Raw genomic sequence first — 17,074 nt, 5'->3', positions numbered from 1 at the left:
CCCGGCGGCCCGCTCCTCGGCGGGGGCGACGCTCGACTTCGAGGTTCCCGCGGCGACCGTCCAAAGGTTACGGGCCGTCGGCGGGGACGCTGGCGCCACGATGTTCATGACCCTGCTGTCGGCCTTCACGGTGCTGTTGGGCAAGTACGCGGGTCAGGACGACGTCGTGGTCGGCACGCCCATCGCCGGCCGCAACCACGAGGAGATCGAGGATCTCGTCGGGTTCTTCGTCAACACCCTCGTCCTGCGCACCGACCTGTCGGGCGACCCCACGTTCAGCGAGATCGTCGGACGGGTCCGGAGCGAGGCACTGGGCGCCTACGCTCACCAGGACGTGCCGTTCGAGCGGCTCGTCGAGGTGCTGCAGCCGGAGCGGGACCGGTCGCGCACCCCGCTGTTCCAGGTCATGTTCGACTACGCGCAGGGCGGGGGAGCGGGCTGGGAAGCGGGCTTCGGCGACGGCTTCACCGTCTCCGGTCTGCGGCTACCCCGCGAGACCTCGCTCTACGACCTCGCCCTCGTGCTGGCCGACGAGGGCGAGGACGCCCCGTTGAGCGGCGTGGTCGAGTACAGCACAGAACTGTTCGACCGCTCGACCGTGGAACGGCTGGTCCAGCACCTGGTCGCGCTGCTCGAGACGGTGGCGCGGCGCCCGCACGACCACCTGTCGGACCTCTCGCCGCTCGACGCCGATGAGCTCCGGCGCGTCGTCACCACATGGAACGACACCGTCCTGGACGTGCCCGCGGCGATCGAGGCCGCCACCGGTGTGGCGGCCAGGGTGCGTGGTGTGCACGAGCTGGTGGCCGCACAGGCGGCCCGCCGACCCCACGACGTGGCCGTGGTGGCCGAGGACGCGTCGTTGACTTACGCCCAGCTCGACGCACGGGCGAACCGGCTGGCGCACCATCTGCGCGAGCTCGGGGCCGGGCCGGAGACGGTCGTCGCGCTCTGCCTGCCCCGCGGACTGGACCTCGTCGTGGCCCTCCTGGCGACGTGGAAGGCCGGGGCGGCGTACCTGCCCGTCGACCCCGACTATCCGGCCGAGCGAGTGGCGTTCATGCTGGAGGACGGCCGGGCCGGCGTCGTGCTGGCGGTCCGGTCCGTGGAGCTGCCCGAAAGCTCCTTGACGGTCCTGCTCGACGACCCGGAGACGGCCGCCGCCATCGAGGCCAGGCCGCCGACCGCGCCGCGGCTCGAGTGCCTGCCCGCCCAGGTCGCCGCCGTGATCTACACCTCCGGCTCCACCGGCCGCCCCAAGGGCGTGCTGGTCCCCCACTCCTCGCTGATGAGCGTCTTCGCGGCGTGGGCGAGCTCGTACGCACCGGCCGGCGCCGCCTATCGCTGGCTGTCGGTCACCAGCGCCAGCTTCGACGTCTTCACCGGCGACGTGGTGCGGGCGCTGTGCTCCGGTGGCGCGCTGATCCTGGCCCCCACCGGCCTCCAGGCCTCGGCCCCCAACCTGGCCCGCACGGTGGCCGAGCACGGCGTGAACGCTTTCGAGTCGGCCCCCCGCTTCGTCGACGAGCTGGTGGCGCACCTCGAGTCGACGGGCGAGCGGTTGGAGACGCTGCGCCTGGTGATCGTCACCACGGACGTGTGGCGCTCACCCGGAGTGGTTCGCGCCCGCCGCGTGCTCGGCCCCGACGTCCGGCTGCTGACAGCCTTCGGGATCACCGAGACCACGATCGACTCCACCTACAGCGACCTGGCGGGTATAGAGCCCGGTGACGAGCGGCCGACCCCGATCGGCGGCCCCCTCCCGAACACCCGGGTCTACGTGCTGGACCGTTTCCTGTCACCGGTGCCGGTCGGGGCGCCGGGAGAGCTGTTCGTCGGCGGCCCCGGGGTGGCCCGCGGCTATGGCGGTCGCCCCGAGTTGACCGCCGAGCGGTTCGTGGCCGACCCGTTCGCCGCCGACGGCTCCCGGCTGTACCGCAGCGGCGACCGGGTCCGCTGGCGGACGGATGGCCAGCTGGAGTTCCTGGGCCGGGCGGACCAGCAGGTGAAGGTGCGCGGATTCCGGATCGAGCCCGGTGAGGTCGAGGCGGCCCTGCTCCTGCACCCCGACGTGGTTGCCGCGGTCGTGGTGGCTCAGGCGGACGGCGGCGACGCACGGCTGGTCGCCTACGCGGTGCCGGCCTCATCCGCCACCGGACTGCCGCCCACGACCGAGCTGCGCGCCTTCCTGCGGACGACCCTGCCCGACTACCTGATCCCGTCGGTGTTCGTGGAGCTGGCGTCGGTCCCGCTGACCCTTCACGGCAAGATCGACCACCGCGCACTGCCGGCGCCGGACGGGACACGCCCCGAACTCGGGGTGGCGTTCTCAGGCGCGCGGACGCCGGGTGAGGAGATCTTGGCCGGGGTGTGGGCCGAGGTGCTGGGCCTGGAACGGGTCGGGATCGAGGACGACTTCTTCGACCTGGGCGGGCACTCGCTGCTGGCCACCCAGGTGATCTCCCGGGTGCGGGCCGCGTTCGGGGTGGAGGTGCCGCTGGCCGCCCTGTTCGACCACCCGACCGTGGGCGAGCTCATCGAGGTCATCGAGGCGTCGTCGCCGGAGGCGGCGCCCCCGATCATCCCGGTGCCTCGGAGCGGGCGGGTGCCGTTGTCGTTCGCGCAGCAGCGGTTGTGGTTCCTGGACCAACTGGAGCCGGGCTCGGTGGAGTACAACGTGCCGGTCGCGCTGCGCCTGCGCGGGGCGCTGGACGTGGCGGCGCTGAGCGCGGCGCTCGACGCGATCGTGGAACGGCACGAGGTGCTGCGCACCCGGTTCGCCGCCACTGATGGGGTTGCTTACCAGGTCGTCGACCCGCCATCCGGGTTCGGGCTGGAGGTCGTGGACCTCACCGGCGAGCCCGACGGGCCCGCGCGGGCCGAGGGCATGGCCGTCGCCGACGCGGCCGCGCCGTTCGACCTGGCGGCCGGACCCCTTTTCAGAGGACGGCTGATCCGGCTCGGCCCGGACGACCACCTGCTCAGCCTGAGCATGCATCATGTGGTGTCCGACGAGTGGTCGACGGTCGTCCTGCGCACGGAACTGGCGGCCCTCTACCAGGCGTTCTCGCGTGGGGAGCCGTCGCCGCTGAAGCCGTTGCCGGTGCAGTACGCCGACTTCGCGGTCTGGCAGCGTGAGTGGCTGCGGGGCGAGGTGCTGGAGGGGCAGCTCGGTTACTGGCGTGAGCGGCTGGACGGTGCTCCTCTGCTGGACTTGCCGACCGACCGGCCGCGCCCCGCCGTACGCACCTCGAGCGGTGCGAAGGTCGCGTTCACGGTGCCGGCGGATACGGTGGCCGGGCTGCGGAAGCTGACGCGGCAGAGCGGCGCGACGATGTTCATGACACTGCTGTCGGCCTTCACCGTGCTGCTCGGCAGGTATGCCGATCAGGACGACGTGGTGGTGGGCACGCCGATCGCCAACCGCAACCGGTCCGAGGTCGAGGATCTGGTCGGGTTCTTTGTCAACACGTTGGTGTTGCGTACCGACCTGTCCGGCGATCCGACGTTCGGCGAGTTGGTCGGTCGGGTGCGGGGTGCGGCGTTGGGTGCGTACGCCCACCAGGATGTGCCGTTCGAGCAGGTCGTCGACGCTCTCGCTCCCGAGCGCGACCGGTCCCGCCACCCGCTGTTCCAGGTCCTGTTCGAGTACGCGCAAGGAGCCGGGGGCGGCTGGGCGTCGGGGCTCGGCGACGGGTTCGACGTCTCGGGCGTACCGCTTCCGCAGCGGACCGCGCTCTACGACCTCACGCTCGTCCTGTCTGACAACGGCCAGGACGCCTGGCTGAGCGGGCAGGTCGAGTACAGCACCGACCTGTTCGACGAAACGACCGTGGAACGGCTGGTCGAGCACCTCACCATCCTGCTGGAGGCGGTCGCGGCCGACCCCGACCGGCGGCTGTCGGAGGTACGGCTCCTGCCGGAGGACGAGCGTCGGCAGGTGGTCGAGGGGTGGAACGACACCTTGGTGCCTGGTGGTGGGGCGTCGGGGGTGCATGAGCTGATCGCGGGACGGGTGGTGGCGGCTCCGCAGGCCGTGGCCGTGGTCTGTGGTGAGGAGTCGCTGACCTACGCCCAGCTTGAGGCGCGGGCCGGTCGGCTGGCCGGGCATCTGCGTGGGCTTGGGGTGGGTCCGGAGTCGGTGGTGGGGGTGTGCCTGCCGCGGGGGCTGGATCTGGTGGTGGCGGTGCTGGCGGTCTGGAAGGCGGGTGGGGCTTGTCTGCCTGTTGACCTGGATTATCCGGTGGAGCGGGTGGCGTTCATGCTGGCCGACAGCGGGGTGCGGGTTGTGGTGGCGGATGCGCCGGTGGCGGGTGATGTCCTGGTCGTGAGTCCGGACGTCCAGGCGGGGCCGGGATCGGTTTCGGAGGCGGTGTGCGATCCGGGGCAGTTGGCGTGTGTGATCTACACGTCGGGGTCGACGGGCAGGCCGAAGGGTGTGCTGGTGACGCATGGGTCGCTGGCCGGGACGTATGAGGCGTGGTCGCGGACGCATTTCTCGCAGCCGTTGCGGTGGTTGTCGGTGACCAGTGTGGGTTTCGACGTCTTCACCGGTGATCTGGTCCGGGCGTTGTGTTCCGGCGGCGCTCTGGTGTTGGGCGAGGTCGGGGTGCAAGCTTCTGCTTCGGAGTTGGCGGAGGTGATCGCTGGGTTCGGGGTGAATGCGCTGGAGTTGGCGCCGCGGTTTGTCGATGGCTTGGTGGATTATCTGGCCGGGTCGGGGCGGCGGCTGGAGTCTTTGCGGTTGGTGGTGGTGACCACCGATGTGTGGCGGACTTCTGCTGTGGTGCGGGCTCGCGAGGTGTTGGGTGCGCGGCTGCTGACCGCGTTCGGCATCACCGAGACCACGATCGACTCGACCTACAGCGAGTTGGCCGGGATCGAGGCGGGGGCGGATGGGCCTGCTCCGATCGGCGGCCCGTTGCCGAACACGCGGGTGTATGTGCTGGATCGGCATCTTCAGCCGGTCCCGGTCGGCGTTCCGGGGGAATTGTTCATCGCCGGTGTCGGCGTGGCTCGGGGATACGGCGGCCGCCCCGACCTCACGGCCGAGCGGTTCATCGCCGACCCGTTCGCCGCTGACGGCTCGCGCCTTTACCGGGCCGGTGACCGGGTGCGCTGGCTACCCGGCGGCGAGCTGGAGTTCCTGGGCCGCGCCGACCATCAAGTGAAGATCCGCGGTTACCGGATCGAGCCGGGCGAGGTCGAAGCCGCGCTGCTGGCGCACCCTGCGGTCAGCGCCGCCGTGGTGGTTGCTGATCCGCTGGAGCGGTTGGTCGCTTACGTGGTCGGAGAGCTGCCGCCGGTTGCGGAGTTGCGCGCGTTCCTGCGGGACAGCCTGCCCGAGTACATGGTGCCGTCGATATTCATGGAGTTGTCGGCTCTGCCGGTGACCCGGCACGGCAAGCTCGACCGCGCTGCCCTGCCTGCACCGGAAGCCCTCACCGGTGAGTTCGTCGCTCCCGGCACGCCGAGTGAAGAGGTCCTGGCTGGTATCTGGGCGCAGGTACTCGGGGCGGAACGGGTCGGAGTCACGGACAACTTCTTCGACCTGGGTGGGCACTCGCTGCTGGCGACCCAGGTGATCTCCCGGCTGCGGGCCGCTTTCGACGTCGACGTCCCGCTCGCGGCGATCTTCGACCACCCCACGGTGGGCGAGATGGCCGCCGTCGTCGATGTCTCCGCGCCGGGTGTGCCGGTCCCGCCGATCCTTCCAGTCTCCAGGGACACGCCGTTGCCGCTGTCGTTCGCCCAGCAGCGGTTGTGGTTCCTGGACCAGATGGAACCGGACTCATCGGAGTACAACGCACCCCTCGCTCTGCGGCTGAGCGGTCCCCTGAACGTGCCGGCGCTGAGGGCGGCGTTGGACGCGATAGTGGAGCGGCACGAGGTGCTGCGCACCCGCCTGGTGGCCGTGGACGGGGTGGCCCACCAGGTGATCGACCCGCCGTCCGGGTTCGGGCTGGAGGTCGTCGAGCTGGGCGCCGAGCAGGCCGAGGAACTGGTCGCCGCCGACGCGGTGACGCCGTTCGACCTGTCCACCGGACCCCTGCTGCGCGGCCGGTTGATCCGGCTCGCGCCAGAAGAACATCTGCTGAGCCTGTGCATGCACCACGTGGTTTCCGACGAGTGGTCGGCCGGGGTGCTCATCCGGGAGCTGACCGCCCTGTACGAGGCGTTCTCGCGGGGTGAGCCGTCGCCGTTGGCTCCGCTGCCGGTGCAGTACGCCGACTTCTCGGTCTGGCAGCGCGAGTGGCTCCAGGGCGAGGTGCTGGAGGAGCAGCTCGACTACTGGCGCGAGCAGCTGGCGGGGGCTCCGACGTTGGAGCTGCCCACCGACCGGCCCCGCCCCGCCGTACGCTCCTCGGACGGTGGAGTGGTGCGCTTCGACGTGCCCGAGCAGGTCGCCGCCGGGCTACAGCGGATCACCCGCGACAGCGGCTCGACCATGTTCATGACGTTGCTGGCTGCCTTCACCGTGCTCCTCGGCAAGTACGCCGACCAGGACGACATCGTGATCGGCACCCCCATCGCCAACCGCAACCGGGCCGAGACCGAAGACCTCATCGGCTACTTCGTCAACACCCTGGTCCTGCGCACCGACCTGTCCGGCGACCCCACGTTCACCGAGGTCCTGGGCCGCGTTCGCAGCGCGGCACTCGGCGCCTACGCCCACCAGGATGTGCCGTTCGAGCAACTCGTGGACACGCTCGCCCCAGAGCGTCACCGCTCCCGACACCCCCTCTTCCAGGTGATGTTCGGTGTCGACTGGGACACCGGAACGCCGCTGGAGCTGGGCGCGCTCTCGATCGAGCCTGCCTCCGTGAGCAGGGTGGTGGCTCAATTCGACCTCACTGTGACACTCGGCGGCAACGTCGACAGTCTGGCCGGGTCCATCGAGTACAGCACCGACCTGTTCGACCGCGCGACCGTGGAGCGCCTGGTGGACCGGCTGGTCGTGCTGCTGGGCGCGGTGGCGGCCGACCCGGCGCTCCCGCTCTCGGAGCTGCCGGTGATGGACGCCGCCGAACGCGACCGGACGCTCGCTGATTGGAACGCCACCGGGGCCCCCGTGCCGGCCGGCGGACTGCACGAGCTGATCGCCGGCCAGGACGACGACCTCGCCGTCGTCTTCGGCGACCAGTCCCTGACCTATGGCGAGCTGGCGGCCCGGTCGAACCGGTTGGCGCACTACCTGCGCGACTCGGGGGTGGGGGCGGAAACCGTGGTCGCCCTGTGCCTGCCGCGTGGCCTGGACATGGTCGTCGCGCTGCTCGCCGTGCTGAAGGCCGGCGGGGCATACCTGCCGCTGGATCCTGACTACCCCGCCGAGCGGCTCTCGTACATGCTGGCTGACAGCAGGGCGTCCGTCCTGCTGGGCACCGCCGACTCCCTCGACGTCCTCGCGGTACGGCGGGCCCGTGTGATGGTGCTGGACGACCCGCTGACGGTGCTGGGCATCGAGGCCGCCCCTTCGCACGCGCCCGCTGTCGCCGTCCAACCTGGTCAGCTCGCGTACGTGATCTACACCTCGGGCTCGACGGGCCGCCCCAAGGGTGTCCAGGTGACCCACGGCGGCGCGGTCAACCTCGTCGAAGGGCAGCGCCGGGTGCTGAGCACCACCGGGCGCGACGTGGTGCTGCAGTTCGCGCCCTTCAGCTTCGACGCCTCCGTCTCCGAGGTGTTCATGGCGCTGGCCGTCGGCGCGACCCTGGTCGTCGCGACCCCGGAGGCCCGGTCCGAACCGGCCGCGCTGGCGGCGCTCACCACCCAGGCCCGAGTCAGCGTGGCGACACTGCCACCGTCCCTGCTGGGCGTCCTCGAGCCCGGCGCGCTGTCCGCCGTGACCACCCTGCTCACAGCGGGGGAACGGCTGAGCTCGGAACTTGCCGGCGTGTGGGGGCGTGGGCGTCGGTTGTTCAACGCGTACGGGCCGACGGAGACGTCGGTGTGTGCGTCGATGGCGTTGTGTGATGTGGCCGATGCTGGGGCTCCGCCGATCGGTGGTCCGATCGCCAATGCGCGTGTGTATGTGCTGGATCGGCACCTTCGGCCGGTTCCGGTGGGGGTTCCTGGCGAGTTGTTCGTCGGTGGGAGCGGCCTGGCTCGTGGGTATGGCGGTCGGCCTGAGCTGACGGCCGAGCGTTTCCTGGCGGATCCGTTCGGTGGTGAGGGCTCGCGGCTGTACCGCACCGGCGACCGTGTGCGGTGGCGGCCGGACGGGCAACTGGAGTTCCTGGGTCGGGTTGACGAGCAGGTGAAGGTCCGGGGCCACCGGGTCGAACCCGGTGAGGTCGAAGCCGCGCTGGTAGCGCACCCCGAGATCGCGGCGGCGGCCGTCGTGGCCCACGAGGACGGCGGGGACCGGCGTTTGGTGGGTTACCTCGTCGCCGAGGACGTCGCGGACGGCATCCCCTCGGCCGGTGAGCTGCGCGCGTTCCTGCTCGCCGGACTGCCCGACTACCTGGTGCCCTCGGTCTTCGTCGAACTGGCCGCGCTGCCGGTGAGCCCGAGCGGGAAGATCGATCGGGCGGCGCTGCCCGCTCCCGACAGCAGCAGGCCGGACCTCGCGGCCGATTTCGTGGCCCCCCGGACCGCGACGGAGGAGGTCCTGGCCGGGATCTGGGCGCAGGTCCTCGGGCTGGAGCGGGTCGGGGTCGGCGACAGCTTCTTCGAGCTGGGGGGCCACTCGCTGCTGGCCACCCAGGCGGTGTCCCAGGTGCGGGCGGTGTTCGACGTCGAGGTGCCGCTGGGCGCCCTCTTCGCCCACCCGTCGGTCGCGGAGCTGGCCGAGCTGGTCGACAGCTCAGGCGGCCGTACGCGGGTCCCGCCGATCGTTCCGGTCGGCCGTGACCGGCTTCTGCCGCTGTCGTTCGCGCAGCAGCGCCTGTGGTTCCTCACTCAGATGGCCCCGGAGTCGACCGAGTACAACGTGCCGCTGGCTCTGCGGCTGACCGGCCCCCTCGACGAGGTGGCACTGGGTGCAGCGCTGGGCGCGATCGTGGACCGGCACGAGGTGCTGCGCACCCGCCTGGTCCCCACCGGCGGCGTGGCCTACCAGGTTGTCGACCCGCCGGGCGGGTTCGGGCTGGAGGTTGTGGACCTCAGTGGTGACCCGGAGGGGTTTTCGCGGGCTGAGGAGTTGGTGGCGGCTGATGCGGTGGCGCCGTTCGATCTGGCGGTGGGGCCGTTGTTCCGGGGGCGGTTGATCCGGCTCGGCCCGAATGATCATGTGTTGAGCCTTTGTCTGCATCATGTGGTGTCGGACGAGTGGTCCGCCGGGGTGTTGCGCCGAGAGCTGACAGCTTTGTACGGGGCGTTCTCGCGGGGCGAGGCGTCGCCGTTGGCTCCGCTGCCGGTGCAGTACGCGGATTTCGCGGTTTGGCAGCGTGAGTGGCTTCAGGGTGAGGTGCTGGAGGGGCAGCTCGGTTACTGGCGTGAGCGGTTGGAGGGCGCTCCGGTTCTGGAGCTCCCGACGGACCGGCCTCGCCCGGCCGTGCGGTCCTCCACGGGCGACTCCGTCTCGTTCAGGGTCCCCGCCGAGACGGTGGCCGGGCTTCGTGCCGCGACTTGGCAGAGCGGCGCGACGATGTTCATGACGTTGCTGTCGGCCTTCAGCGTGCTGTTGGGTAAGTACGCGGGTCAGGACGACGTGGTGGTGGGCACGCCGATCGCCAACCGCAACCGGGCCGAGATCGAGGACCTGATCGGCTACTTCGTCAACACCCTTGTCCTGCGCACCGATCTGTCCGGCGACCCCACCTTCACCGACCTGGTCGGCCGGGTGCGGAATGTGGCGTTGGGCGCCTACGCCCATCAGGATCTGCCGTTCGAGCAGCTCGTCGACGCGCTGACCTCCGGGCGGGACCGGTCGCGCACGCCGCTATTCCAGGTGCTGTTCAACTACGACCAGGAGGAGATGGCCGAGGAGGAGAGCCTCGGGCTGGACTCGGCCGCGGTCGAACTGCCGGGAGCTGTGGTCGCGAAGTTCGACCTCCGGTTGGTCCTCGGCCACGCCGGCGATGGGGACCTGGCTGGTGCCTTCGAGTTCAGTACGGAGTTGTTCGATCGTTCGACGGTGGAGCGGATGGTCGGGCATCTGACGGTGTTGCTGGAGGCTGTGGCGGCTGATCCTTCGGTTCGGTTGTCGCAGGTGTCGCTGCTGGGCTCGGTCGAGCGGGGTCGGTTGGCGGTGTGGAATGACACTGAGGTGCCGGTTCCGTCGGGTGGGGTGCATGAGTGGATCGCCGCTCAGTCCGGTGGGGTGGCGGTGGTGGCCTCCGATGGGGCGCTGACGTATGGCGAGTTGGGGGTGCGGGCGAATCGGTTGGCGCATCATCTGCGGTCGGTGGGGGTGGGTCCGGAGGTTGTGGTGGGGTTGTGCCTGCCACGCGGTCTGGACATGGTGGTGGCCTTGCTGGCGGTGTTGAAGGCCGGCGGCGCCTATCTGTCGCTGGACCCCGACTACCCGGCCGAGCGGCTGGCCTACATGTTGTCCGACAGCCGGGCCTCGGTGGTGGTCGGCGTCTCCGAGACGTTGGATGAGTTGCCGGTGGGGCGGGTGCGGCTGGTGGCGTTGGACGATCCGCTGACCGGGGTCGCGATGGAGGTTCTGCCGCAGTCGCCGCCGGATGTGGTGGTGCATCCGGGTCAGGTGGCGTATGTGATGTATACCTCCGGTTCGACCGGCCGGCCGAAGGGTGTGCAGGTCACTCATGGCGGTCTGGCCGCTTACGTGCATGGCGTGCGGGAACGGCTGGGGCTGCGTGGTGATGGGGCGCGGTATGCGCTGTTGCAGTCGCTGGTGACCGACTTCGGTAACACGATGGTGTTCGGCTGCCTGTCCTCGGGTGGGACGTTGTATGTCCCGGGCCCGGAGACGGTGCGTGAGCCCGCTGCGCTGCGCGCGTATCTGGCCGAGCACGCGATTGATTGGGTGAAGATCGTTCCGTCGCAGTTGGTGTCGCTGGCGGGTGAGGATGGCCTGGCTGGATTGGTGCCGGCCGAAGGGCTGGTGCTGGGCGGTGAGGCCTCGCCGGTGCAGTGGGCCCGCGAGGTGCTGGCCGCTGCCGGAGACCGCGCGGTGTTCAACCATTACGGGCCGACCGAGACCACCGTCGGGGTGGCCGCGACCCGGGTGGGGGCTGTGCAGGTGTCCGGGACGGGCAGCGTGCCCATCGGACATGCGCTGCCCAACAGCCGGCTGCATGTACTGGACCGCCATCTCCAGCCGGTCCCGGTCGGGGTGGCGGGCGAGTTGTTCATCGGCGGGGCGGGGCTGGCGCGGGGGTATGCGGGTCGCCCGGAGTTGACGGCTGAGCGGTTCGTGCCCGACCCGTTCACCACCGACGGCTCCCGCTTGTATCGGACGGGTGACCGGGTGCGCCGGTTGCCCGACGGTCAGATCGAGTTCCTGGGCCGAGTGGATCACCAGGTGAAGGTTCGCGGGTTCCGGGTCGAGCCGGGCGAAGTCGAGACCGCGCTGCGAGCTCACCCCGCGGTCGAGACCGCAGTGGTGATCGGCCGTGACCAGCGGCTCATCGCCTACCTGGTAGGCGAAGACCTCCCCACCGCCGGCGACCTGCGCGCTTTCCTCGGACGCAGCCTGCCCGACCACCTCATCCCCTCAGCGTTCGTGGAGTTGGCCGGCCTGCCGCTGACGTCCAACGGCAAGCTCGACCGGGCCGCCCTGCCCGACCCGGATACCGCCCGCCCTGAGCTTGGGGTGGTGTTTGTGGGGGCGCGGACGCCGGGTGAGGAGATCTTGGCCGGGGTGTGGGCCGAGGTGCTGGGCCTGGAGCAGGTCGGGATCGGGGACAACTTCTTTGAGTTGGGTGGGCATTCGCTGCTGGCCACCCAGGTGATTTCGCGGGTGCGGGCGGTGTTCGGGGTCGAGGTGCCGCTGGCCGCCCTGTTCGACCATCCGACGGTGGGTGAGTTGATCGACGTCATCGAGGCTCTGGCTCCCGACACCGCACCCCCCATCACGCCAACGAGTCGTGATCGCCTGTTGCCGTTGTCGTTCGCACAGCAGCGGCTGTGGTTCCTGGACCAGCTGGAGCCGGGCTCGGCCGAGTACAACGTGCCCATCGCGCTGCGGCTGGCCGGGCCCCTGGATGTGTCCGCGCTCCGTGCCGCACTCGACGCGATCATGGAACGGCACGAGGTGCTCCGCACCAAGCTGGTGACGGACGACAACGGTGTCGGCCATCAAGTGGTTGACCCAGCGTCCGATTTCGCGCTGGAGGTCGTCGACCTCACTGGTGAGCCCGACGGGTTCGCGCAGGCGAAGGAATTGGTGGCCGCCGACGCCGTGACGCCGTTCGACCTTGGAGCGGGGCCGTTGTTCCGGGGCCGGTTGATCCGGCTGGGCGCGGATGAGCATGTGCTGAGCCTGGTCATGCATCACGTGGTGTCGGACGAGTGGTCGGCCGGAGTGCTCCGCAGGGAGCTCACTCTCCTGTACGAGGCGTTCTCGCGCGGGGAGCCGTCGCCCTTGGCTCCGCTGCCGGTGCAGTACGCCGACTTCGCGGTCTGGCAGCGCGAGTGGCTCCAGGGTGAGGTTCTGGAGGGGCAACTCGGTTACTGGCGTGAGCGGTTGGAGGGTGCGCCGGTTCTGGAGCTGCCGACGGATCGGCCGCGTCCGGCTGTGCGGACCTCGGCGGGTGGCGTAGTGGACTTCGAGGTCCCCCGGGAGACGGTGGCCAGGCTGGAGGCGGTGACCCGGCAGTCTGGCGCGACGATGTTCATGACGCTGCTGTCGGCCTTCACCGTGCTGCTCAGCAAGTACGCCGGCCAGGACGACGTCGTGGTCGGCACCCCCATCGCCAACCGCAACCGGGCCGAGATCGAGGACCTGATCGGGTTCTTCGTCAACACGCTGGTGTTGCGCACCGACCTGTCCGGCGACCCCACCTTCACCGAGCTCATCGGCCGGGTGCGGCACGAGGCGCTGGGCGCCTACGCCCACCAGGACGTGCCGTTCGAGCAGGTCGTCGACGCACTCGCCCCCGAACGCGACCGCTCCCGCACCCCGCTGTTCCAGGTGCTATTCGACTACGGTCACCACGAGAGCGAGGACCGGCGGCTGCAGCTCGGTGACCTCGCACTTTCTGAGGTCGAGCTGTCTCGGGACACCACGCTGTTCGACCTCACCGTCGTCCTGGTCGAGAACAGCAGCGGCGGGCTGGCCGGGGCCATCGAGTACAGCGCCGAACTGTTCGACGAATCCAGCGTGACGCGCCTGGCCGGCCATCTGACCGGTGTGCTGAACGAGATGGGCGTCGACCCTGACCGGCGGCTGTCGGAGATTCCGCTCCTGTCCGAGGACGAGCGTCGGCAGGTGGTCGAGGGGTGGAATGCGACTGGCGCGCCGCTGTCTGGTGTTTTCGGGGTGCATGAGCTGATTGCGGAGCGGGTGGTGGCGGCTCCGGATGCGGTGGCTGTGATGTGTGGTGAGGAGTCGCTGACCTACGCCCAACTCGAGATGCGGGCGAATCGGCTCGCTCACCACCTGCGTGGGCTTGGGGTGGGGCCGGAGTCGGTGGTGGGGGTGTGCCTGCCGCGGGGGCTGGACTTCGTGGTGGCGGTGCTGGCGGTCTGGAAGGCCGGTGGGGCTTGTCTGCCTCTTGATCCGGATTATCCGGCGGAGCGGGTGGCGTTCATGCTGGCCGACAGCGGGGTGCGGGTTGTGGTGGCGGATGCGCCGGTGCCGGGGGATGTCCTGGTCGTGAGCCCGGAGGACATTCCGACGCGGCCGGAATGGCTGTCCGGTGGTGTGTGTGATGCGGGGCAGTTGGCGTGTGTGATCTACACGTCGGGGTCGACGGGCAGGCCGAAGGGTGTGCTGGTGACGCATGGGTCATTGGCCGGGACGTATGAGGCGTGGTCGCGGACGCATTTCTCGCAGCCGTTGCGGTGGTTGTCGGTGACCAGTGTGGGTTTCGACGTGTTCACCGGTGATCTGGTCCGGGCGTTGTGTTCCGGCGGCGCTCTGGTGTTGGGCGAGGTCGGGGTGCAGGCTTCTGCTTCGGAGTTGGCGGAGGTGATCGCTGGGTTCGGGGTGAACGCGCTGGAGTTGGCGCCGCGGTTTGTCGATGGCCTGGTGGATTATCTGGCCGGGTCGGGGCGGCGGCTGGAGTCCTTGCGGTTGGTGGTGGTGACCACCGATGTGTGGCGGACTTCTGCTGTGGTGCGGGCTCGCGAGGTGTTGGGTGCGCGGCTGCTGACCGCGTTCGGCATCACCGAGACCACGATCGACTCGACCTACAGCGAGCTGGCCGGGATCGAGCCGGGGGCGGACGGGCCCGCTCCGATCGGCCGCCCGTTGCCGAATACCCGGGTGTATGTGCTGGATCGGCATCTGCAGCCGGTCCCGGTCGGCGTTCCGGGCGAGTTGTTCATCGCCGGCGTCGGCGTGGCCCGAGGCTATGGCGGCCGCCCCGACCTCACGGCCGAGCGGTTCATCGCCGACCCGTTCGCCGCTGACGGCTCGCGCCTTTACCGGGCCGGTGACCGGGTGCGCTGGCTACCCGGCGGCGAGCTGGAGTTCCTGGGCCGCGCCGACCAGCAGGTGAAGATCCGCGGTTACCGGATCGAGCCGGGCGAGGTCGAAGCCGCGCTGCACGCGCTCCCCGCGGTCAGTGGCGCCGTGGTGATCGCCGACCCGCTGGAGCGACTTATCGCCTATCTCGTGCCGACCGATCAGGCCGAGGGGTTGCCCCCTGCAAGCGAATTGCGATCCGTGCTGCGCCGTACCTTGCCGGAGCATCTGGTCCCATCGATATTCGTGGAGCTTGCGGCCCTGCCGGTGACCCGGCACGGCAAGATCGACCGCACCGCCCTCCCCGCACCCGACGGTATACGGCCCGAGCTGGACGGGGACTTCGTCCCGCCCGGCACCCCGACCGAGGAGAGGGTCGCGGGGATCTGGGCACAGGTGCTCGGCCTGGAACGGGTCGGAGCCACGGACAACTTCTTCGACCTGGGCGGGCACTCCCTGCTGGCCACCCAGGTGATCTCCCGCCTGCGCTTGGCGTTCCAGCTCGGCCTGCCCTTGGCGGAGATCTTCGACCACCCCACGGTCAGCGGACTCAGCGACGTGATCGAGGCCCGCATCTGGGAGGAGATCGAGCAGATGTCGGAAGACGAGGTCCTGCACAGCCTGGAAACGCACTCCCGCCAAGCCGACTCGGACGAGAACGGGGTCTCCCAGTGACGATCTCCCCTGCTGATCTGCTCAGCGATCTGGAAAACCGGGGCGCGCGGATCTACCTCGCGGACGGTCGGCTCAAGGTGGTCGCGCCGAAGGACGCCCTCAGCGATGAGCTGCGCGAGGAACTGCGCCGCCATCGAGACGAGATCGTCCGGCTTCTCCAGGACCGGGAAGCCGCGTGGGCCGTGGACACAGTGGCGCCGACCATCGTCCCCAGCCCCCGCGACGGCATGATCCCGTTGTCATTCGCGCAGCAGCGGCTGTGGTTCCTCGACCAGCTCGAGCCGGGCTCGGCGGAGTACAACGTACCGGTCGGGCTGCGGCTGACGGGTGCGCTCGACGTCGAGGCGCTGAGTGCTGCCCTGGATGCGATCGTGGAGCGGCACGAGGTGCTGCGCACCCGTCTGGTCACCGACGCCGACGGGCTCGCGCACCAGGTGGTGGACCCGTCGACGGGGTTCGGGCTGGAGGTTGTGGACCTCAGTGGTGACCCGGAGGGGTTTGCGCGGGCTGAGGAGTTGGTGGCGGCTGATGCGGTGGCGCCGTTCGATCTGGCGGTGGGGCCGTTGTTCCGGGGGCGGTTGATCCGGCTCGGCCCGGATGATCATGTGTTGAGTCTTTGTCTGCATCATGTGGTGTCGGACGAGTGGTCGGCCGGCGTGCTGCGCCGAGAGCTGACCGCGCTTTATGAGGCCTTCCGGGCTGGGGAGCCGTTGCCGTTGGCTCCGTTGCCGGTGCAGTACGGCGATTTCGCGGTTTGGCAGCGTGAGTGGCTTCAGGGTGAGGTGCTGGAGGAGCAGCTCGGTTACTGGCGTGAGCGGTTGGAGGGCGCTCCGGTTCTGGAGCTCCCGACGGATCGGCCTCGTCCGGCCGTGCGGTCCTCGGCGGGCGCGAAGGTCGAGTTCGAGATCTCGGAGGAGATCGCCGCCGGGCTGCGCGTGGTGACTCGCCAGACCGGCGCGACCATGTTCATGACGTTGCTGTCGGCTTTCACCGTGCTGTTGGGTAAGTACGCGGGTCAGGACGACGTGGTGGTGGGCACTCCGATCGCCAACCGCAACCGGGCCGAGATCGAGGACCTGATCGGCTATTTCGTCAACACGTTGGTGTTGCGCACCGACCTCTCCGGTGACCTCACTTTCAGCGAGCTCGTCACTCGCGTGCGGCAGGAAGCACTTGCGGCGTACGCCCACCAGGACGTCCCGTTCGAGCAGCTCGTCGACGCGCTGACCTCCGGGCGGGACCGGTCGCGCACGCCGCTATTCCAGGCGTTGTTCAACTACGACCAGGACGCGATGGCCGACGACGGCGACGTCGACCTGGAGACGGAGGCGATCGGCCCTCCGGTCGCGGTGACGGCGAAGTTCGACCTGACGTTGTTCCTCATCGCGCGGGAACGCGGCTTCGGGGGCTCCATCGAGTTCAGTACGGAGTTGTTCGATCGTTCGACGGTGGAGCGGATGGTCGGGCATCTGACGGTGTTGCTGGAGACTGTGGCGGCTGATCCTTCGGTTCGGTTGTCGCAGGTGTCGCTGCTGGGCTCGGTCGAGTGGGATCGGTTGGCGGCGTGGAATGACACTGCGGTGCCGGTTCCGGTCGGTGGGGTGCATGAGTGGATCGCCGCTCAGTCCGGCGGGGTGGCGGTGGTGGCCTCCGATGGCGCGTTGACCTATCCGGAGTTGGAGGTGCGGGCGAATCGGCTGGCGCATCATCTGCGGTCGGTGGGAGTGGGTCCGGAAGTTGTGGTGGGGTTGTGCCTGCCACGCGGCCTGGACATGGTGGTGGCCCTGCTGGCCGTGTTGAAGGCCGGCGGCGCCTACCTGTCGCTGGACCCCGACTACCCGGCCGAGCGGCTGGCCT

General features: G+C 69.9%; 2 protein-coding genes (both only partly in view). Both read left to right on the top strand.

Annotation, left to right across the window (positions count from 1 at the left end; translation table 11 throughout):
- A protein-coding gene (locus tag ACQPWU_RS29735; RefSeq protein WP_433445029.1) for a non-ribosomal peptide synthase/polyketide synthase crosses the window boundary here: on the top strand, positions 1-15,217 show its 3' portion. It extends 3,764 nt beyond the left edge of the window; 15,217 of the gene's 18,981 nt are visible here — the last part of the coding sequence; its start codon lies beyond the left edge, outside the window; its stop codon occupies positions 15,215-15,217.
- Positions 15,214-17,074, top strand: partial view of a non-ribosomal peptide synthase/polyketide synthase gene (locus tag ACQPWU_RS29730; RefSeq protein WP_433445028.1) — the 5' end (the start) only. It continues 21,185 nt past the right edge of the window; only the first 1,861 of its 23,046 coding nucleotides appear in the window; the start codon lies at positions 15,214-15,216; its stop codon lies beyond the right edge, outside the window. The genes ACQPWU_RS29735 and ACQPWU_RS29730 overlap by 4 nt, the downstream gene beginning before the upstream one ends.

It is taken from the genome of Nonomuraea sp. CA-141351, from assembly GCF_050944675.1.
Taxonomy (GTDB): Bacteria; Actinomycetota; Actinomycetes; order Streptosporangiales; family Streptosporangiaceae; genus Nonomuraea.
Note: the sequence above shows the minus strand (reverse complement) of the source record. Positions and strands in the feature narration are given on the sequence as shown.